General features: G+C 71.7%; 17 protein-coding genes, 1 pseudogene and 1 riboswitch. Of the genes and pseudogenes, 4 read left to right on the plus strand and 14 right to left on the minus strand.

The genetic code is table 11. From position 1 onward, the window contains the following. The first annotated feature begins 260 nt into the window (after positions 1-260). The 3 genes from ACZ303_RS09550 (at position 261) to ACZ303_RS09560 (ending at position 3,272) form a co-directional block, all read left to right on the plus strand. Positions 261-998, plus strand: coding sequence for an ABC transporter ATP-binding protein (locus ACZ303_RS09550; RefSeq protein WP_467336862.1), 738 nt, complete (start codon positions 261-263; stop codon positions 996-998). Continuing rightward, positions 980-2,191: a hypothetical protein gene (locus ACZ303_RS09555; RefSeq protein WP_467336864.1), complete on the plus strand. Its 1,212-nt coding sequence runs from the start codon at positions 980-982 to the stop codon at positions 2,189-2,191. Before ACZ303_RS09550 ends, ACZ303_RS09555 begins: the two co-directional genes overlap by 19 nt. A gap of 145 nt (positions 2,192-2,336) precedes the next feature. Continuing rightward, entirely contained in the window at positions 2,337-3,272 is a 936-nt protein-coding gene (locus ACZ303_RS09560) for a hypothetical protein (protein WP_467336866.1), read from the plus strand. Positions 3,273-3,396: 124 nt separating this feature from the next. Here ACZ303_RS09560 and ACZ303_RS09565 read toward each other — a convergent pair whose 3' ends face one another. The 9 genes from ACZ303_RS09565 to rpsB form a co-directional block, all read right to left on the minus strand. After that, positions 3,397-4,419 carry an ABC transporter ATP-binding protein gene (locus ACZ303_RS09565; protein WP_467336868.1) on the minus strand — a complete coding sequence of 341 codons (1,023 nt, stop codon included), beginning with the start codon at positions 4,417-4,419 and terminating at the stop codon, positions 3,397-3,399. Beyond that, complete coding sequence (locus ACZ303_RS09570; RefSeq protein ID WP_467337435.1) at positions 4,419-6,032, minus strand: ABC transporter permease; 1,614 nt, start codon at positions 6,030-6,032, stop codon at positions 4,419-4,421. The genes ACZ303_RS09565 and ACZ303_RS09570 overlap by 1 nt, the downstream gene beginning before the upstream one ends. 71 nt (positions 6,033-6,103) lie before the next feature. Next, complete coding sequence (locus tag ACZ303_RS09575; protein ID WP_467336870.1) at positions 6,104-7,192, minus strand: thiamine ABC transporter substrate-binding protein; 1,089 nt, start codon at positions 7,190-7,192, stop codon at positions 6,104-6,106. Continuing rightward, a riboswitch (TPP riboswitch) is annotated at positions 7,188-7,293 on the minus strand. (Overlaps the previous gene by 5 nt.) 95 nt (positions 7,294-7,388) lie before the next feature. Beyond that, positions 7,389-8,495, minus strand: a complete 1,107-nt coding sequence (gene rlmN / locus ACZ303_RS09580) for a dual-specificity RNA methyltransferase RlmN (protein ID WP_467336871.1) — start codon at positions 8,493-8,495, stop codon at positions 7,389-7,391. 100 nt (positions 8,496-8,595) lie between these two features. Further along, positions 8,596-9,699, minus strand: a complete 1,104-nt coding sequence (locus ACZ303_RS09585; RefSeq protein WP_467336873.1) for a phosphatidate cytidylyltransferase — start codon at positions 9,697-9,699, stop codon at positions 8,596-8,598. Beyond that, on the minus strand, positions 9,699-10,256 hold the full coding sequence (gene frr, locus ACZ303_RS09590) for a ribosome recycling factor (RefSeq protein WP_467336875.1): 558 nt from the start codon (positions 10,254-10,256) through the stop codon (positions 9,699-9,701). The genes ACZ303_RS09585 and frr overlap by 1 nt, the downstream gene beginning before the upstream one ends. Before the next feature lie 167 nt (positions 10,257-10,423). Further along, complete coding sequence (gene pyrH / locus ACZ303_RS09595) at positions 10,424-11,203, minus strand: UMP kinase (protein ID WP_467336877.1); 780 nt, start codon at positions 11,201-11,203, stop codon at positions 10,424-10,426. A 163-nt stretch (positions 11,204-11,366) separates the two neighbouring features. Beyond that, complete coding sequence (gene tsf / locus ACZ303_RS09600) at positions 11,367-12,203, minus strand: translation elongation factor Ts (protein WP_467336878.1); 837 nt, start codon at positions 12,201-12,203, stop codon at positions 11,367-11,369. 97 nt (positions 12,204-12,300) lie between these two features. Further along, positions 12,301-13,176 carry a 30S ribosomal protein S2 gene (gene rpsB / locus ACZ303_RS09605; RefSeq protein ID WP_467336880.1) on the minus strand — a complete coding sequence of 292 codons (876 nt, stop codon included), beginning with the start codon at positions 13,174-13,176 and terminating at the stop codon, positions 12,301-12,303. 496 nt (positions 13,177-13,672) lie between these two features. On the opposite strand from rpsB, the pseudogene ACZ303_RS09610 reads away from it, so the two are divergent. After that, positions 13,673-14,047: pseudogene (locus ACZ303_RS09610) on the plus strand (peptidoglycan DD-metalloendopeptidase family protein); the annotation flags it as partial. 153 nt (positions 14,048-14,200) lie between these two features. Here the strand turns inward: ACZ303_RS09610 and ACZ303_RS09615 are convergent. The 5 genes from ACZ303_RS09615 to ACZ303_RS09635 all read right to left on the minus strand — a co-directional run bounded on the left by ACZ303_RS09615 (position 14,201) and on the right by ACZ303_RS09635 (position 19,121). Further along, positions 14,201-14,758, minus strand: a complete 558-nt coding sequence (locus tag ACZ303_RS09615) for a TetR/AcrR family transcriptional regulator (protein WP_467337437.1) — start codon at positions 14,756-14,758, stop codon at positions 14,201-14,203. A gap of 131 nt (positions 14,759-14,889) precedes the next feature. Continuing rightward, entirely contained in the window at positions 14,890-15,726 is an 837-nt protein-coding gene (whiG, locus tag ACZ303_RS09620; protein WP_467336882.1) for an RNA polymerase sigma factor WhiG, read from the minus strand. Between the two features lie 241 nt (positions 15,727-15,967). Beyond that, on the minus strand, positions 15,968-17,149 hold the full coding sequence (gene dprA / locus ACZ303_RS09625; protein WP_467336884.1) for a DNA-processing protein DprA: 1,182 nt from the start codon (positions 17,147-17,149) through the stop codon (positions 15,968-15,970). Then, on the minus strand, positions 17,146-18,762 hold the full coding sequence (locus ACZ303_RS09630) for a YifB family Mg chelatase-like AAA ATPase (RefSeq protein ID WP_467337439.1): 1,617 nt from the start codon (positions 18,760-18,762) through the stop codon (positions 17,146-17,148). The genes dprA and ACZ303_RS09630 overlap by 4 nt, the downstream gene beginning before the upstream one ends. After that, entirely contained in the window at positions 18,762-19,121 is a 360-nt protein-coding gene (locus ACZ303_RS09635; RefSeq protein ID WP_467336887.1) for a YraN family protein, read from the minus strand. Before ACZ303_RS09635 ends, ACZ303_RS09630 begins: the two co-directional genes overlap by 1 nt. Positions 19,122-19,212 lie beyond the last annotated feature (91 nt).

The following is a 19,212-nucleotide window of genomic DNA, read 5'->3' on the forward strand; positions in this document are numbered from 1 at the left end:
TTCGCAGTACGCGCGCGTGGGCCACGGCTTCACCATGTCGGCCGCCCCGCCGCACGTCCGCCCGCGTCCCGCGCCCGTACCCGCTCCGGCCCATGGACAATGCCCGCGGATGAGGCCGACCGGAGGAAAGTGGGGCGCTCCAGCGCCGAGCCTGGGAGAGGGCTAGGATCCCGGTTCCGTACGGTGCCAGTGACCCAATGGCCTCCGGTTCGTTCAGCCGGTCAGGGGAACGGACCCTTCAGCGACCCGAGGTGCTCGATATGGTGGCCCCGCCGGACAACGACGTGCTCTGGGCACGCGGCCTGCATTACGCCTACAGCGGTTCCCCCGCACTCACCGGAGTGTCCGTCGGCGTGCGCGAGGGCGAGATCCTCGCCGTCACCGGACCCCGCGGATCCGGGAAGACCACGCTTCTGAAGTGCCTGTCGGGGCAGATCGTGCCCACCCCCGGCGAGGTGTGGTTCAACAGCGCCCCGGTGCACACCCTCTCCCGCCCCGCGCGCGAACGGCTGCGCCGGGAGCGGTTCGGCTGGATCGACAGCGAGCCGCATCTCGTACCGGAGCTGACCGGCTGGGAGAACGCCGCCCTGCCGCTGCTGACGCGCGGCGTCGGTCACCGGGCGGCCAAGCGGACCGCCGGGGAGTGGCTGGAGCGCCTCGACGTGGGCGAGTGCGCCCGCAAGCGGCCGGCCGCGCTGCCCATGGCGCAGCGCCAGCGGATCGCCGTCGCACGGGCGCTGGCCACCGAGCCGACCGTGATCTTCGCGGACGAGCCGACCGCGCCCCTGCACAGCGCCGACCGGGCCCAGGTGCTGCGCACCTTGACCACGGCCGCGCGCTCGCACCACATCACCGTCGTCATCGCCAGCCTCGACGACGAGATCTCCACCCTGGCCGACCGTACGGTCACCCTGGCCGACGGCCGGCGCGCCAGTGGCATCCCGGCGCCGGACGCGCCCGACGGCGAGGGCAGGGCCGCGTGCTCAGTCTCCGCCTAGCCCGCGGCGCGCATCCGCTCGTCCTGCTGCGGAGGCTGCTGGTCGCGGCCGCCGCCGCGGGCGTCGGGTTCCTGCTGCTGTGCACGCTCGGATACGCGGTGGCCCACCCCCAGGCCACCGGGCAGTCGCTCGTGCGCCTGGTGTGGTGCGCCCTGCCACTGGCCGCCGTCGTACAGTTCGCCCTCGCCGTGGCCCGTACGGACCCTTCGACCCGCCCCCGCGCGGGCCTGGACGCCGCGGGGCTCGGTCCGGTGCGGATGTCGCTGCTCGCGGCGGCCTCGACGGCCATCTCGTGCACCCTCGGCAGCGGCTTCGCCCTGCTGGTCTATCTGGAGCTGCGCGGCGACCTCGGCGGCACCCCACTGAGCGGTTCCGCCTCCCACCTGCTGGACGGACAGGCCGGCCTGCCATGGGGCGCGGCGCTGACGCTGCTCGCCCTCTTGCCGGCGCTCGCGGCGGGCACGTGCGCCCTCGCGCTGCGCCCGCGCCCCGAGAGTCGGCGGAAGGCGCAGCCGGCCGATGAGGACGCTCCCGTCGAGCCGACTCCCCCGCCCCTTCCCCAGCCCGTGTACGCGGGTCTGCCCTGGGGCATCGCCATCATCGCGGTCGGCCTCGCCATGGAGGCGTACACCGGGCGCGGCCCGGCGCCGGATCCCGACACCCTGATCGCGCTGCCGGGCACCGAGGGCGCCTCCCCCGGCGTCATCGGCGGCTGGCTCCTCGCCTCCCTTGGGCTCGTCCTGGCCGGGCCCGGCCTGACGCACTGGTGCGGGGTGCTGCTGGCCGCCGGGCGCCCCGGCGCCGTACGGCTGCTGGCGGGGCGCATACTGCAGGACGCCGCCACCGGGCTCGGCCGGCCGCTCGGCGTGCTGTGCGCGGTGGCCTCGGGGGCGCTGGCGGCCGCCGAGCTGTACGGCACGGCGTGGGAGTCGACCGAAGGGCCGCAGCCCTTCGGCCCGCTCACCGGCCTGGGCGCGGCGCTGGTGATGGCCTGTGTCACCGCCACCGCCATCACCGCCGCCCTGGACAGCCGTCAGAGCCGCAGCGGTACGACCGCCGGTCTGCTGCGCCTGGGCATTCCCGCCTCCATGCTCCGGAGCGCCGCGGTGCTGCGCACGGTCGTGCTGCTGGCCGTGCTGACCCCTCTGACATGGGCGATCGCGGAGCTCGCGGCGTTGCCCATGACCAGATGAGGGAGGATTGCCGTCGACGCGGGGCCGGGGCACCGCCCGCGACGACGACAATTTCTTGACCTTTTCTTGACCCAAAGCAACTTCGTCGCCGAAAAGCGCGTCTGGTTCAGGAGCACGACGGTTTATCGGGCGAACGGAGCTATTGGTGATCATCGGCCTTCTGACGGCTGTCGCGGCCTCGGCCTGTTATGGAACGGGCTCGGTCCTGCAAGCCGTGGGCTCGCGCAAATCGGCCCGCCGGGAGGCCGCGGCGGCCTCCGCCTCGGGGTCCTCCGGTACCACCCAGCACGGTGGACCGAGCCTGTCGTCCACCGCCAAGGCCGCGGTGACGTGGGAGTTCATGGTCGGTACGGTCCTGGACTTCGTGGGCTTCGCGCTCGGCGCGCTGGCCGCCCGGATGCTGCCGCTCTTCCTCTCCCAGACCGTCATCAGCGCCAACCTCATCGTCACCGCCCTGCTGAGCATCAAGCTGCTGGGCATCCGCCTGAACAGGCGGGAGTGGATGTCGATCGGCGTGGTCTGCTCGGCGCTGGTGCTGCTCGCGACCGCCGCCGGTCACGAGGGCAACGGTGACGCCGCCCGGTCCACGCACTGGTGGCTGCTGATCATCTCCGTCGTCCTGATGGGCGGCGGCTGGGTGGCCGTCCACTTCCTGGGTTCGAGGGCCGCCATCCTGGCCGGTCTGCTGTCCGGCCTCGGCTTCGGCGCGATCGGCGTGGGCGTGCGCATCCTCGACGGCATCGACCCCTTCGACCTGCCCACCATGCTCGCGGACCCGGCGCTGTACGCCATCCTCATATCCGGCGGCATCGGCATGTACCTGCACACCGTCGCCCTGCAGATCGGCTCGGTCAACGGCGCCACCGCCGCGCTGGTCGTCGGCGAGACGGTACTGCCCGGCATCATCGGCGTGGTGTGGCTGGGCGACACCTCCCGACACGGCTTCGCCTGGATGGCGGTCCTGGGCTTCCTGCTGGCCGTGGCGGGCGCGGTGGCGGTGGCCTGGTTCGGAGAACCGGACGCACACGCGGCGACGCCGCAGGCGCCGGAGCAGGAGCCCGCACCGACCACCGTGGGCTAGGGCCCGAGACACGATCCTCAAACGCCGGACGGGCTGGAATATCCAGCCCGTCCGGCGTTTGAGTACACCGCGTGCAGCGCGGGCCGGGGGTCCGGGGGCTTGCCCCGGTTTCAGGAAGGGCGGGTCAAGGGAGAACAGCGACCTCGTCCACCACGAAGACCGCACCCACCCGGTCCCCCACCCCCGGCGCCTCCGCGAGCGCACACGCGGCCTCAAGCTCCGGCCCGCCTTCCGGCCGCAACATCACCACCACATGGTCCCCCCGGAACGTCCGTCCGCTGACCGTACAGGCGAGCCCCTCCGCCGCCGGAGCAATCCGTACCCCCGCCGGCCGCACCAGCACCCGGCACGCCCCCTCCGGCGTCCCCCGGGGCACCGGCACCCGGCCCCACACCGTCTCCGCGCGCTCGCCGCGCACAGTCGCCTCGACCACGTTGTCGAAGCCCAGGAAGCGGGCCACGAACTCCGACGCCGGCCGCTGCCAGACCTCCAGCGGAGTGCCGGCCTGGGCCACGCGCCCGTCGCGCATCACCACCACCCGGTCGGCGAGCGCGAACGCCTCTCCCTGGTCGTGGGTGACGGCGAGCACGGTCGTGCCCAAACGGCGGAAGAGGTCGCGCAGCTCGACGACCAGCCGCTCGCGCAGGCTCCGGTCGAGCTGGCCGAGCGGCTCGTCCAGCATCAGCAGCCGCGGCCGGGGGGCGAGCGCCCGGGCGAGGGCGATCCGCTGCTGCTCACCGCCGGAAAGCGCCGCGACGGACCGCCGCCCGGCGCCCGGCAGGCCGACCAGGTCGAGCAGCTCGGTGACCCGGCGCTCCGTCTCGGCGCGGCCCGTGCCGCGCATGCGCAGTCCGAAGGCGACGTTTCCGGCCACGTCCCGCTGCGGGAAGAGCTGGTGGTCCTGGAACATCAGGCCCACCTCGCGGCGGTGCGTGGGCACACCGCCCTGGTCGTGCCCGGAGAGGAGGACCCGGCCGGCGTCGGCCCGCTGGAGCCCGGCGACCACCCGCAGCAGCGTGGACTTCCCGCTTCCGCTCGGTCCGAGCACACACACCGTCTCGTGCTCGGCGACCTCCAGGTCCACCGCGTCGAGCGCAGGCCGCTCCCCGAAGCGGACGGTGACGCCGTCCAGTCGCAGCAAGGACATCAGAACTCCCCCGATCGATCGGTGCGGACGCGCTCCAGCACCAGCAGCGCCGCCGCGCACACCAGCATCAGGATCGTGCTGAGGGCCATCGCCTGCCCGTAATTGAGCTCCCCGGCACGGCCGAGGAGCCGGGCCACGGCCACCGGCAGGGTCGGGCTGTCGGGGCGGGCGATGAAAACGGTCGCCCCGAACTCGCCCAGCGACACGGCGAACGCGAAGCCCGCCGCCACCGCCAACGCCCGCCCCACCAGTGGCAGGTCCACCTCGCGCCACGCCCGTAGCGGGGACGCGCCGAGCACCGCGGCCGCCTCGCGCAGCCGGGCGTCCACGGCTCGCAGTACCGGCAGCATGGTGCGTACGACGAACGGCACGCCCACCAGCGCCTGTGCCAGCGGCACCAGGATCCACGACGCGCGCAAATCCAGTGGCGGTTCGTCCAGGGTGATCAGGAAGCCGAAGCCGACGGTCACGGCCGAGGTGCCCAGCGGCAGCATCAGCAGCGCGTCGAAGCCGCGTACGAGCCTGCCCGCGCGCCGGGTCAGCGCGGCGGCCGCGAGGCCGCCGACGAGCAGCGCGATGCCGGTGGCGGCCAGCGCGTAGCCCAGGGAGTTGCCGATGGCCTCCAGCGGGGCGACGACGAACGTGCCGCCGTTGTCGCCCACGGAGGTCAGAGCGCGGTAGAAGTCCAGGCCGTAGCCGTCGGGGCCGTCGAAGGAGCGCAGGACGAGCACGGCCAGCGGCAGCAGGACGAGCAGCGCGATCACGGCCAGCACGCAGCCCAGCAGCGCCCACTGGGCCGGGCCCTGCGGGGGGCGGGAGGTGTGCGCGGCGTCGACCAGCCGCAGGGCGGACTCCCGGCGGCGTACGGTCCGGGCGTGCACGGCCAGCAGCACGGCGACCGCGACGAACTGCAGGAGCGTGAGCACCGCGGCGGTCGGCAGGTCCAGCAGCTGCGCGGTCTGCTGGTAGATCTCCACTTCCAGGGTGGCGTAGCGGGGGCCGCCGAGGATCTGGACGACGCCGAAGGAGGTGAACGTGAAGAGGAAGACCATGAGCGCCGCGGCGGCCACGGCCGGGGCCAGGGCGGGCAGGGTGACCCGTCGCCAGGCGGCGAGCCGCCCGGCGCCGAGCACGCGTGCCGCCTCCTCCTGACGGGGGTCGAGCTGCGCCCAGAGGCCGCCGACGGTCCGTACGACCACGGCGTAGTTGAAGAAGACGTGGGCCAGGAGGATCGCCCAGACGGTGGTGTCCAGGCGGACGCCCCACAGCTCGTCCAGGAGCCCGCCGCGGCCGAGGAGGGCCAGGAAGGCCGAGCCGGCGACGACGGTCGGCAGCACGAAGGGGATCGTGACCAAGGCCCTCAGCAGCTGCTTGCCGGGGAAGTCGAAGCGGGCGAAGACGTACGCGCCGGGCAGCGCGAGGGCCAGGGTCAGGGCGGTGGAGGCGGCCGCCTGCCAGGTGGTGAACCACAGGACGTGGCCGATCGCGGGGTCGGTGAGCACCTCGCCCACCCGCCCGAACCGCCACCGCCCGTCGTCCTTGAGGCCGCGGGCGACGATGGCGGTGACGGGATAGGCGAAGAAGACCGCGAAGAAGGCGACCGGCACGGCCATCAGGCCGAGCCGCACCGCCGACTGCCGGAGAGCCGGGCGGAAGCCCTTCCGCGTGTCCTTCGGGGCGGCCGCTACTTCAGGACGATCGAGGACCATGCCTTGACCCACTGCTCGCGGTTCTTGGCGATCTTCTCCGGGGCGAGGGTCTGCGGGTCGGTGACCTTCACGCCGTACTTGGTGAACAGCTCGGGCAGCGCGGCGTCCTGGTTGGCGGGCCTGACGAACATCTGGAGGGGCATGTCCTCCTGGAACGTCCTGCTCAGCAGGAAGTCGATCAGGGCCTGACCACCCTTGGTGTTCTTCGCGCCCTTGAGCAGTCCGGCGAACTCGGTCTGCTGGAAGCAGGTGCCGGTCGCGACTCCGGTCGGGGCCTCCTTCGGCTCGGGCTTGACGCCCATGACCTCGGCGGGCGGGCTGGAGGCGTAGGAGACGACCAGCGGCTTGTCGCCCTTGGCCTTCTTCCCGCCGGCGGAGCCGGAGAAGCGCTCGCTGTACGCCTGCTCCCAGCCGCTGACGACCTCGACGCCGTTGGCCTTGAGCTTCTTCCAGTAGTCCTGCCAGCCGTCGTCGCCGTACTTGGCGACGGTGGCGAGCTGGAAGGCGAGGCCGGGCGAGGACGTCGCGGCGTTCTCGGTGACGAGGAGGTTCTTGTACTCCGGCTTGATCAGGTCGTCGAAGGACTGCGGCGGGGCCAGCTTGTGCTCGGCGAAGTACGCGCGGTCGTAGTTGACGCAGATGTCGCCGGTGTCGACCGGGGTGACGCGGTGTTCGGCGGCGTCGGCCTGGAGGTTCTTCGGGACGCGGTCCAGCCCCTTGGCCGCGTACGGCGTGAAGAGGTCCTGGTCGAGCGCCCTCGACAGGAGGGTGTTGTCGACACCGAAGAAGACGTCGCCCTGCGGGTGCTTCTTGGAGAGGATCGCCTGGTTGACGGCCTGGCCGGCGTCGCCGCCCTTGACCACCTTGACGGTGTAGCCGGTCTGCCGGGTGAACTCCTTCAGCACCTGCTCCGAGGCGATGAAGGAGTCGTGCGAGACGAGGGTGACGGTCTTGCCGCCGTCGGCTTCCTCGGAGCCGCCCGAACCGCCGCAGGCGGCCAGGACGGGCAGGCCGAGCGCGGCGACGACGGTCGCGCTCAGGGCACGCCGGAGGTTGGTGTTCATGGTGGTGCTGACTCCCTACGCCGGTATGACCCGGATCAGGTCCGAGGGTCTGCGGCCCATTGCCGCACTCTCAGCGCTCGCGCGCTCCCCTGTCGGATTGTTCACTTGTGCGAAGGCACAGTATCAGTGGCCTTCGGTGGCACCGGGCCACCGTATCCGCCGGCCTGCTTGTGCCTCCGGCCCGCGGCGGGCGGGCTCAGCGCTCGGTGGCCGCCAGCTGCCCGCAGGCGCCGTCGATCTCCTGGCCGCGGGTGTCCCGTACGGTCACGGGCACGCCGTGCGCCGCGATGGCCGCGACGAACGCCCGCTCGTCCTCCGGCCGGGAGGCCGTCCACTTCGAGCCCGGGGTGGGGTTGAGCGGGATGAGGTTGACGTGGACGCGCTTGCCCTTGAGCAGGCGGCCGAGGAGGTCACCACGCCACGCCTGGTCGTTGATGTCGCGGATCAGGGCGTACTCGATGGAGATCCGGCGGCCGGACCTCTCGGCGTACTCCCACGCGGCGTCGAGGACCTCGCGGACCTTCCAACGGGTGTTGACCGGCACCAGGGTGTCGCGCAGCTCGTCGTCGGGCGCGTGCAGCGAGACCGCGAGGCGGCACTTGAAGCCCTCGTCGGCGAACCGGTGCATGGCCGGGACCAGGCCGACAGTGGAGACGGTGATGCCGCGCTGGGAGAGCCCGAGGCCGTCCGGCTCGGGGTCGGTGAGGCGGCGGATGGCGCCCACGACCCGCTTGTAGTTGGCGAGCGGCTCGCCCATGCCCATGAAGACGATGTTCGACAGGCGCGCGGGGCCGCCGGGCACCTCGCCGTCGCGCAGGGCGCGCATGCCGTCGACGATCTGGTGCACGATCTCGGCGGTCGACAGATTGCGGTCCAGTCCGGCCTGGCCGGTGGCGCAGAACGGGCAGTTCATGCCGCAGCCGGCCTGGGAGCTGATGCACATGGTCACCCGGTCGGGATAACGCATGAGCACGGACTCGACCAGCTTGCCGTCGTGCAGCCGCCAGAGGGTCTTGCGGGTGGTGTCGTCGTCGCACGAGATGTGCCGGACGACACTCATCAGCTCCGGCAGCAGCTCGGAGGCGAGCTTCTCGCGCGCCGCCGCCGGGATGTCGGTCCATGCCGCTGGGTCGTGCGCATACCGTGCGAAGTAGTGCTGCGACAGCTGCTTGGCACGGAACGGCTTCTCGCCGATCGCGGCAACCGCCTCGCGGCGCTCGGCGGGCGAGAGATCGGCAAGGTGCCGCGGGGGCTTCTTGGCCCCGCGCGGCGCGATGAAAGTGAGTTCTCCGGGTGCAGGCATGGTTCTACCAGTGTCGCAGACGTACGAGCAGGGGCCCGCCGCCCTGTGGACAACGGACCCCTCACCCAAAGAAACACCAGCTCAGAGGTGGTGTGTGCGGCTAGGCGCCGCCGACGAAGACCACCATCAGCAACCAGACCACCGGCGCGGTGGGCAGCAGCGAGTCCAGCCGGTCCATGATCCCGCCGTGGCCCGGGAGCAGGGCACCCATGTCCTTGATGCCGAGGTCACGCTTGATCATGGACTCGCCGAGGTCGCCCAGCGTGGCGCTGGCCGCGACGGCCAGGCCGAGCAGCAGACCCTGCCACCACACCCCGTCGTCGATCAGGAAGTGCATGCACAGCGCGCCCGCCACCATGGCGAAGACGACGGCGCCCAGCAGGCCCTCGCGCGTCTTGCCGGGGCTGATGCGCGGCGCCAGCTTGCGCTTGCCGAACTTCCAGCCCACCGCGTACGCACCGGTGTCGCTGACCACCGTCAGGATGAGGAACGTCAGCACCCGCCACGCGCCGTCGCCGGCGGCGAGCATCAGGGCCACGAAGGTGGCCAGGAACGGCACGTAGAACGCCGCGAAGATGCCCGCCGTGACGTCCTTGAGGTAGTCGTCCGGCGGCTCCGTCATGCGCCACACGAGCACGGCGAGCGCGGTGAACGCGATGGCGACCCACGCGCCCTCGGCACCGTTGACGTAGCCCGCGATGACCATGGCGGCGCCACCGAGCGCGAGCGGCACCAGGGGAGCCTTCACGGACTTGCGCTCGGCGAGGCGGGAGGTCAGCTCCCACAGCCCGACGACGACGGCCAGCACGATGACGCCGAGGAAGACGGGCTTGTAGATGAACAGCGAGGCCAGGATGACCGCGCCGAGGCCCACCCCCACCCCTATCGCGGCCCGCAGATCACGGCCCGCGCTCTTCTTTCCCGCCTTCGGCGCCTGAGGGGATGCAGGCACCGGGGCCGGGTCCTGGGGCCGGATATCGGGCTCCTGTTCATCGCGGAACAGGGGGCCGCGAAGGTGTGCGGCCCCCTGGTCACGGTCGTCCTGGTCTCCGCCTGAGTCGGGCACGATGGGCATGGGGCGAGTCTGCGCCGCGTCGCCCGCCTCGCGCACAGGACCCGCCGAGGGGGCCGAAGAGGACGGCCCCCGGTCGGCGGACCCCCAGTATCCGGCGCTCGACGGAGCCCCCCAGGATGTGTCGTTCATCAGACCTCGAGGAGCTCGGCTTCCTTGTGCTTGAGCAGCTCGTCCACCTGCGCGACGTACTTCGCGGTGGTGTCGTCGAGCTCCTTCTCCGCGCGGCGCACCTCGTCCTCGCCGGACTCCTTGTCCTTGACGAGCTTGTCGAGGGTCTCCTTGGCCTTGCGGCGAATGGAGCGGATCGAGATCTTCGCGTCCTCGGCCTTGGTCTTGGCGACCTTGACGTACTCCTTGCGGCGCTGCTCGGTGAGCTCCGGGAACGTCACCCGGATGATGTTGCCGTCGTTGCTCGGGTTGACGCCGAGGTCGGAGTCGCGGATCGCCTGCTCGATGTTGCGCAGCGCGCTCTTGTCGAACGGCGTCACGACCGCCATGCGCGGCTCCGGCACCGAGAACGACGCCAGCTGGTTGATCGGCGTCAGCGCACCGTAGTAGTCCGCCACGATCTTGTTGAACATCGCCGGGTGCGCACGCCCGGTGCGGATCGCCGCGAAGTCCTCCTTGGCGACCACGACGGCCTTCTCCATCTTCTCCTCGGCCTCGAGGAGGATCTCTTCGATCACCACTTGCTCCTGGTGTTATCAGTAAGCAGAGCCTCGCCCCTGCGCGCGTCTTCTCCTGCACGGTGTCCGACCGGCAGGCAGTTGTCCATCCCCGTGCCGAGGTGTTCCCCCGGCCCGGAGTTGCCGTCCCCCTGGGGCGTGCTCGCCCCGGACGGCCGTGCGAGCCGTCAGGCCCGCGTGTTCTCGTCGCTCACGAGCGTGCCGATCTTCTCACCCTTGACGGCACGGGCGATGTTGCCTTCGGCGAGCAGCTCGAAGACCAGGATCGGCAGCTTGTTGTCCATGCACAGGGAGATGGCGGTGGCGTCGGCGACCTTGAGGCCGCGGGCGAGCACCTCGCCGTACTCGAGCGCGTCGAACTTCACTGCGGCCGGGTTCTTCTTCGGGTCCGAGTCGTAGATCCCGTCGACGCCGTTCTTGCCCATCAGGATCGCCTCGGCGTGGATCTCCAGGGCACGCTGGGCCGCGGTGGTGTCGGTGGAGAAGTAGGGCATGCCCATGCCGGCGCCGAAGATGACGACGCGGCCCTTCTCCAGGTGACGCACCGCGCGCAGCGGGATGAACGGCTCGGCGACCTGGCCCATGGTGATGCCGGTCTGCACCCGGGTCTCGACGCCTTCCTTGACCAGGAAGTCCTGGAGGGCGAGCGAGTTCATGACGGTGCCGAGCATGCCCATGTAGTCCGAGCGGGCCCGGTCCATGCCGCGCTGCTGGAGCTCGGCACCGCGGAAGAAGTTGCCACCGCCGATGACGACCGCGATCTCGTATCCGTCGCGGACGACCGCCGCGATCTCGCGAGCGATGGCGTGCACGACATCGGGGTCGACACCGAGGCCCCCGCCGCCGGCGAATGCCTCGCCGGACAGTTTCAGCATGAACCGTCGGCGTTTGCCGTGGTCAGCGTTCTTGTCGTCGGCGGCCTGCCGGGCGTCCGCACCCTGATTCATTGGAGCTCTCCTCGTGCACATACGAAGAAGGCCATTGCCGGATGGGTCTTTATCAGATCCCTGTACGGCAATGGCCTCCTCGTCACATCAGCGGCCGACCGGTGGAGGGTCGGCTGCGTACGACCCTAGCGGGTCGCAGGTCAATCGCTGCCCTGCTGACGGCTCAGGCGCCGACGCGGATGCGCGAGAAGCGCTTCAGCTTGACACCGGCCTCGTCCAGGATCTTCTGGACGGTCTTCTTGTTGTCCTTGGCGAACGCCTGGTCCAGCAGCACGTTCTCCTTGAAGAAGCCGGTGACGCGACCCTCGACGATCTTTGGCAGGGCGGCCTCGGGCTTGCCCTCCTCGCGAGCGGTGGCCTCGGCGACGCGGCGCTCGTTCTCGACGACGTCGGCCGGGATCTCCTCGCGGGAGAGGAACTTCGGCGCGAAGGCGGCGATGTGCTGCGCGACGTCCTTGGCGACCTCGGCGTTCTCCTTGTCGAGCTCGACGAGGACACCGACCTGCGGGGGCAGGTCCGCGGCGGTGCGGTGCATGTACGCGGCGACGAAACCGTCGGCGAACTGCGCGAAGCGGTCGACGACGATCTTCTCGCCGAGGGTGACGTTGGCCTCGTCCACGAACGCCTGGACGGTCTTGCCGGCCTCGATCTCGGACGCCATCAGGGCGTTGACGTCGGCCGGGGCGCTCTTGGCGATGTGGGCGGCCAGAGCGTTGGCGACGGCGACGAACTTGTCGCCCTTGGCGACGAAGTCCGTCTCGCACTTCAGCTCGACGATGACACCGGAGGTGTTGTCGTCGGCGATGACGGAGACGACGGCACCGTTCTCGGTGGTGCGGCTCTCGCGCTTGGCAACGCCCTTGAGGCCCTTGACGCGCACGATCTCGACGGCCTTCTCCAGGTCGCCGGCCGCCTCGTCCAGCGCCTTCTTGCAGTCCATCATGCCGGCGCCGGTGAGCTCACGGAGCTTCTTGACGTCAGCGGCGGTGAAGTTCGCCATGGTGAATCTCTCTCGAAAGTCGTTGTGCCTACGGGTGCACGACGGGGGCGGCGCGTCTCGCGCCGGCCCCCGCCGTCAACTACCGGGACTTGAGGTGTCAGGCCTGCTCGGCGTCCGCGGCCGGCTTCTCGGCCTCGGCGGCGGGGGCCTCGACGGCCGGAGCCTCGGCCGGCTTCTCGGCCTCGTCGTCGGCCTTCTTCTCGCCCTCGAGCAGGTCGCGCTCCCACTCGGCGAGGGGCTCGCCGGCGGCCTTGTCGGCCTTCGCGTCACCAGTGGCGGCACCGGAGCGGGCGATGAGGCCCTCGGCGACGGCGTCGGCGATCACGCGGGTCAGCAGGGTGACGGAGCGGATCGCGTCGTCGTTGCCCGGGATCTTGTAGTCGACCTCGTCGGGGTCGCAGTTGGTGTCGAGGATCGCGACGACCGGGATGCGCAGCTTGCGCGCCTCACCGACGGCGATGTGCTCCTTCTTGGTGTCCACGATCCAGACGGCGCTGGGCACCTTCTGCATCTCGCGGATACCGCCGAGGGTCTTCTCCAGCTTGGTCTTCTCGCGGGAGAGGACGAGCAGCTCCTTCTTGGTGAGGCCGGAGGCGGCCACATCCTCGAAGTCGATGAGCTCGAGCTCCTTGAGGCGCTGCAGGCGCTTGTAGACGGTGGAGAAGTTGGTGAGCATGCCACCCAGCCAGCGCTGGTTGACGTACGGCATGCCGACGCGCGTCGCCTGCTCGGCGATGGCCTCCTGGGCCTGCTTCTTCGTACCGACGAACATGATGGAGCCGCCGTGCGCGACGGTCTCCTTGACGAACTCGTAGGCGCGGTCGATGTACGACAGCGACTGGAGCAGGTCGATGATGTAGATGCCGTTGCGCTCCGTGAAGATGAAACGCTTCATCTTCGGGTTCCAACGACGGGTCTGGTGACCGAAGTGGACGCCGCTCTCCAGCAGCTCCCGCATCGTGACGACGGCCATGGCCGCGCTCCTTGAATTACTCGGTTCCACGGCGGCCGGGCGGCCGCCGCTCCTGACGCCCCGACGTGCCCGCCGTGGAAGGTGCCCTTGCGAGGAACCGTCTGCGGACCGAGAGACACGGCCACCGGGCTGCCCGAAAGGGACTGACGCGCCGGTAGCGGGGCGTGCGAAGTCGATCCGGTCACCCGGATCGCCATGAGAAGTGTACGGGACCGGGGAAGGCCCGGGTGACGGCGTTGTGCACAACCCGCGAGTAGTCCACAGATCCTGGTCAAGATCCCCACGGATCGGCGGGGAGGGCCATGGTGCCGTCATGACTTTCACCCGATGTCTCATCCGATCTTCCGCCCGCTTGCGACGCCGTCCGCACGTGCTGGGCGGGCCTTTACGACCGCGCGCGAGGGCGGTGACGCTCTGTGCGCTACTCACCGTGCTGACCTACATCGCTCCTGTCACAGCGGTCACGGCTGCCACATCTCTGACACGGGCCACCACGATGGCCGACAAGCCACCCGACGGCCCGGTCGGCGCCCCGGCGGGTGGTGCGGCCGACCGGGCCTGGCCGGTCGGCCGCACCCGGGGAGCGCGGCCATGGGTCGTACGGGCGTGGGACCCCCCACCCGCGCCGTGGGCGCCGGGCCACCGCGGCGTGGACCTCGACGCCCGAGCGGGGCAGCCGGTCCGGGCGGCGGCGCCCGGCACGGTGTCCTTCGCGGGCACGGTCGCGGGACGGGGCGTGGTGGCGGTCGAGCTGGCGGGGAGCGGCGACCCACCGCTGCGGATCACATACGAGCCGGTGCGCCCGGCGGTGCGGGAGGGCGAGCGGGTGGCGGCCGGCCAGGTGGTCGGCGCCCTGGGGTCGGGCCCCTTCCACTGCCCCGCGGGCTGTCTGCACTGGGGACTGTTGCGCGGCGGCGTCTACCTCGATCCGCTGTCGCTGCTGCCACCGTGGATGCTGCGCCGGCCGCCGTCCCGGCTGCTGCCGCTGACCGGTCCGCTGGGCGCGGTCGTCGCGGCGACCGGGTCAGCCGCGCACGCCACGCAGAGCCATGGCGACCGCCGCCTCGGTGATGCGCCGCGGTTCCTCGGCGACGCCGAGCTCGATGCGGCGCACGGCGGCGTCCACCACGCCCTGCAGGAGCATCGCCGCCAGTCGCGGCTGGTCGTGGCCGAGACCGACGAGGGCCTCCACGACCATGGCGATCAAGCCGCCGTGCGCGGCGCGGATCTTCTCGCGGGCGCCCGCGTCCAGTTCACCGGCGGAGATGGCGACCACGGCCCGGTGCCGGCGGTCATCGACGAGCGACAGCTGCTGTCGCACATATGCCTCGATCTTCGCCTCGGGCGTGTCCGCGCGCTCCATGGCGGCCTCGACCTCGGCCGCCCAGACGGGGAAGTCGACGGCGCACAGCTCCTCGACCACCGCCGCCCGGGACCGGAAGTACTCATAGACCGAGGACCGCGCCAGCCCGGTGCGCTCGGCCAGGGCGGGGAAGGTCAACGCCTCCGTACCGCCTTCGGACAGCAGGGAGCGGGCAGCGTCCAGCAGGGCGTCGCGCTGCATCGTCCGGTGCTCGGCCACTGAGGCCGCTCGAATCCTGGGCACGCCCCCACTTTACGGATAACCCCTGGCCGGGACGACGTCGGCGGGCGATTGTCTGCCCGGCACCTGCCGAATCCCGGCCGGTCACGCCTGGCGGACGGGGAGGCGGGTCAGCGCCCGATGTCCGCGAGCTTGGCCCTGAGCTGGAGCACCGACTTGGTGTGGATCTGGCTGACCCTGCTCTCCGTGACACCGAGCACATGGCCGATCTCGGCCAGGGTGAGGCCCTCGTAGTAGTAGAGGGTGACGACGGTCTTCTCCCGCTCGGGCAGGGTGTTGATGGCGCGGGCGAGCAGCCGGCGCAGCTCGCGGTCCTCGGCCACCTCGACCGGGTCGTCGGCGGCGGTGTCCTCCAGCGTGTCCATCAGGCTCAGCCGCTCGCCGCCGTCGACGCCGACGTGCAGCAGGTCCTCCAGGGCCACCACATTGGCCAGGGACAACTGACTGAAAACGCTGTGCAGTTCCTCGACGGCGATGCCCATCTCCGCCGCCACCTCGACCTCCGAGGGCGTACGGCGCAGCTGTGCCTCCAGAGTGGCGTACGCGCGCTCGACCGCTCGCGCCTTCTGCCGCACCGAACGCGGGATCCAGTCCAGGGCACGCAACTCGTCGATCATCGCCCCCCGGATCCGGGTGATGGCGTAGGTCTCGAACTTGATCTCCCGCGAGGGGTCGAACTTCTCGATGGCGTCGATGAGCCCGAAGACCCCGGAGGACACGAAGTCCGCCTGCTCGACATTGGGCGGCAGGCCGACACTGACCCGCCCCGCCACGTACTTCACCAGGGGCGAGTAGTGGAGGATCAGTTGCTCCCGCAGCCGGTCGTCACCCGACGCCTTGTACGACCGCCACAGCTCATCGATCGTCGAGGGAGCGGGAGGGCGCACGGCGCCACGCGCTGCCGGCGGTACCGCCGCGCGATCGGAGCCGGAGGTGTGCTGGGGCATTCGTCGTCTTGAGCCGTTCTGCTGTGACGTGAATGGAGTGGTACGAATGGCTGGATTCCCGTGAGCGTAGCGTGACTGAGGCGCTGCGGTGCGCGAGGAGAGCCCCTTCGGTCGGTGTGCGGAGACGTTCCACTGTCCGTGCCCCCGGCGTGCGACGGCCGGGAGGCCCGGTGACCGTACGGGGTTCGCCGTATCGGTTCCCACGGTCGACCCCTTAACCTTTTCACCCGATCGCCCCAGGTCAAGAACCGCCTCGCCGCACAGAGGAGCGCCGTCCGAGGGGCTTGCCGGTGCCGGATGTTGACGGCGGGCCGGCCAACTGCCAGTGATCACCGTGACGTTCGACGAAGCCCAGGGCCTGGAGTTCATGGAGTCTGCCGAGGGCCTGGTCCCTGCTCAGACCGGCGTTGCGCGCGATGAGATCGCGGTCGCCGCCCTTCCCCGCGGGCACCGCCTCCAGCACCGCGGCGGCCGCGGGTGGCAGGAGGTCGCGCGCCACGACGGGCCCGCGCCGCTCGGGGGACAGCTCGCCGATTCCGCCGACCAGCTCGGCGATCTCGTCGGCGTCGGTGACCAGGTGCGCCTCCTCCCGCAGCAGTTCGTGCACCCCCGCCGAGAGCCCCGACGTGACCGGTCCCGGAATTCCCATCGTGTGACGCCCCAGTTGCCGGGCGCGCCGCGCGGTGACCAGTGATCCGCTGCGGTACTGCGCCTCGACGACCACCGTGCCGCGTGTCAGAGCCGCGATGACGCGGTTGCGCAGGACGAAGCGGCTGCGGGTGGGGTGGCCTCCGGGTGGTAACTCGGCGAGCACCAGACCCTGTTCCGCGATCCTGTCGATCAACTCCGTGTGCCCGCGGGGATAGCGCACATCCACCCCACAGGCCAGCACGGCCACGGTGGCCCCACCCGCGGCGAGGGCCCCTCGATGCGCCGCCCCGTCGACGCCGTAGGCAGCCCCGGAGACCACCGCCCAGCCGCGCTCGGCGAGTCCGGTGCCAAGGATGGCCGCGACGTGCGAGCCGTAGTCGGTGCAGGCGCGGGCGCCGACGACGGAGACGGAACGCAGGGCCCACAGCCTCAGGTCCGCACCGCCGCGCACCCATAGGCCGATGGGCCGGGCGTCGCCGAGGTCGTCGAGCTGCCCGGGCCATTCCCGGTCGCCGGGGCAGAGGAAGCGGCCGCCCAGCCGGGCGACGGCTTGGAGATCGGCGCCGGGGTCGAGCGCGGCGGCCCTGGCCCGGCACCCCGCGAGCCGCTCCTCCCCCGCCCCGGCGGGCGGCGGCCCGGCGCCGGTCAGGCCGCGCACCAGGGCTTCGGCGCCCATCTGCCGCAGCCAGCGCCCCACGCTCTCGTCCCCCGGCTCGGTCAGCCGTGTCAGCGCGACCCTCGCCAGTCGCTCCTCCTCCGGCACCGGGGTCATGCCGGCGCTCCCGTGCCGACGGTGCCGCGCTGGAACCCCGTGCGAAGTTCGAGTGCGCGGTTCACGTCCTCCGCGTCGGGGCGGTCGTGCCCGGCGAGGTCCGCCACGGTCCAGGCCACCCGGAGCACCCGGTCGAGACCGCGCGCCGTGAGCAGGCCCCGCTCCATGTCCCGTTCGGCCTCCAGCAGCGCTTCGGGGGCGACGCGCCACCGGGTTCGCAGCTCATGGCCAGGCACCTCGCTGTTGGTGCGCCAGGGCGTGTCCGCATACCGGGCGACGGCGCGATCCCGGGCGTCGAGGACGCGCGCGGCGACGTCGGCGGTCGACTCCGGCCCCGCTCCGGCGCCCAGCCCGGTCAGCTCGGACCGGGCCACCGGTTCGACCGTGACCCTCAGGTCGACGCGGTCCATGAGCGGCCCGGACAGCCGTGCCCGATACCGCCTGACCGCCTGCGGTGGGCAGTCGCAGCCCTCCCCCCTCAGACCGTGCCGGCCGCAGGGGCAGGGGTTCGCGGCGAGGGCGAGGAGGAAACGGGCCGGCAGCCGCATCACGCCCGCGGAACGGGCCACGATCACATGCCCCGATTCGAGCGGCTGACGCAGGGCGTCCAGAACCCGCCCGGAGAACTCCGGGGCCTCGTCCATGAAAAGAACGCCCCGATGGGCCAAGGAAACGGCACCCGGGCGCGGCATCCCCGATCCGCCCCCGACGAGCGAGGGCATGGAGGCCGAATGGTGGGGAGCGCAGTACGGCGCCCGGTCGATCAGGGGCTGTCCGGCGGGCAGCACCCCGGCCACCGAATGGACCGCGGTGACCTCCAGCGACTCCTGCGGGGTGAGCGGTGGCAGCAGGCCGGGGAGCCGCTCGGCGAGCATGGTCTTCCCCGCTCCCGGCGGGCCCTGGAAATAGAGGTGGTGCCGGCCGGCCGCGGCCACTTCCAACGCCCGGCGCGCCCTGGTCTGGCCGGCGACCTCGGCGAGGTCGGGCCGGCACTCACCGAGGAGCGGCCCCACCCCCATTCCCGTGCCCGGGATCGACAGCCCCGCCAGCATCGGGTCGGGGCGGCCGTCCCCCGGCGGGTCCTCCTCCTCGGGCACCGGTTCGTCGGTCAGCACAGCGATCAGCTGGCGCAGGCTGCGGACGCCGAGGACCGAGACGCCCGGCACGAGCGACGCCTCAGCGGCGGTGCGTTCGGCCACGACGACCTGGCGGTATCCCGCGTCGGCGGCGGCCAGGACCGCCGGAAGGATGCCCCGCACCGGGCGGACCCGGCCGTCGAGGCCCAGCTCGCCGATCATCATCAGGTCGGCGATCTCCCGTGGGTCGATGCGCTCTGCGGCGCCCAGCACCGCGCAGGCCACCGCCAAGTCGAAACCGCTGCCGCCCTTGGGGACAGAGGCCGGGCTCAGCCCTACGGTGAGCTTCTTCTGCGGCCACTCCCCACCGGAATTCACCACCGCGGCGCGGACCCGGTCCCGGCTTTCCACGAGGCTCTTGTCGGGCAGCCCGACCAGGGTGAAGGCGGCGACGCCCGGCTCCAGATCGGCCTGGACCTCGACCACCACGCCCTCGACGCCGACCAGCGCCACCGAGCACGTACGCGCGAAGCCCATCACGCCACCCCCTTGACGTGCTCGACGGCCGGGGCTCCCCGGTGCGGGACCACCACGCCCACCAAGTCGATCCGCACCCCGCCCGGCGGCGGTCCGCCGTGCCGCTCCAGCCATCGCTCGGCGAGCCGGCGCAGCCGCTGGGCCTTGACCGGGGTGACGGCGGCCATCGGGTGTTCGTACGGTCCGGCTCTGCGGGTCTTGACCTCGCACACGACCAGCGCGTCGGCATCCCGGCCGACGAGGTCGATCTCGCCGTCCCGGCACCGCCAATTGCGCTCCAGGATGACGATTCCCGACGCGGCCAACCGCCGGGCCGCCAGATTCTCGCCGTAGCGACCGAGAGCTCCTCGGGCGTTCATCGGCACCACCTCCGGCACCGACTGTGCCGCCCCCGCCCCGATCCATTGGATCTTGGTGGATAACCCGGCGGTTGTGGATAACCCCGTCACC

Source organism: Streptomyces sp. NPDC023527 (assembly GCF_055560115.1).

Coding starts and splice junctions, on each gene's coding strand:
- ACZ303_RS09550 (WP_467336862.1), top strand. CDS start 261: ATGGTGGCCCCGCCGGACAACGACGTGCTCTGGGCACGCGGCCTGCAT.
- ACZ303_RS09565 (WP_467336868.1), bottom strand. CDS start 4,419: ATGTCCTTGCTGCGACTGGACGGCGTCACCGTCCGCTTCGGGGAGCGG.
- ACZ303_RS09570 (WP_467337435.1), bottom strand. CDS start 6,032: ATGGCCGTGCCGGTCGCCTTCTTCGCGGTCTTCTTCGCCTATCCCGTC.
- ACZ303_RS09575 (WP_467336870.1), bottom strand. CDS start 7,192: ATGAACACCAACCTCCGGCGTGCCCTGAGCGCGACCGTCGTCGCCGCG.
- rlmN (WP_467336871.1), bottom strand. CDS start 8,495: ATGCCTGCACCCGGAGAACTCACTTTCATCGCGCCGCGCGGGGCCAAG.
- ACZ303_RS09585 (WP_467336873.1), bottom strand. CDS start 9,699: ATGAACGACACATCCTGGGGGGCTCCGTCGAGCGCCGGATACTGGGGG.
- pyrH (WP_467336877.1), bottom strand. CDS start 11,203: ATGAATCAGGGTGCGGACGCCCGGCAGGCCGCCGACGACAAGAACGCT.
- tsf (WP_467336878.1), bottom strand. CDS start 12,203: ATGGCGAACTTCACCGCCGCTGACGTCAAGAAGCTCCGTGAGCTCACC.
- rpsB (WP_467336880.1), bottom strand. CDS start 13,176: ATGGCCGTCGTCACGATGCGGGAGCTGCTGGAGAGCGGCGTCCACTTC.
- whiG (WP_467336882.1), bottom strand. CDS start 15,726: ATGCCCCAGCACACCTCCGGCTCCGATCGCGCGGCGGTACCGCCGGCA.
- dprA (WP_467336884.1), bottom strand. CDS start 17,149: ATGACCCCGGTGCCGGAGGAGGAGCGACTGGCGAGGGTCGCGCTGACA.
- ACZ303_RS09630 (WP_467337439.1), bottom strand. CDS start 18,762: ATGGGCTTCGCGCGTACGTGCTCGGTGGCGCTGGTCGGCGTCGAGGGC.
- ACZ303_RS09635 (WP_467336887.1), bottom strand. CDS start 19,121: ATGAACGCCCGAGGAGCTCTCGGTCGCTACGGCGAGAATCTGGCGGCC.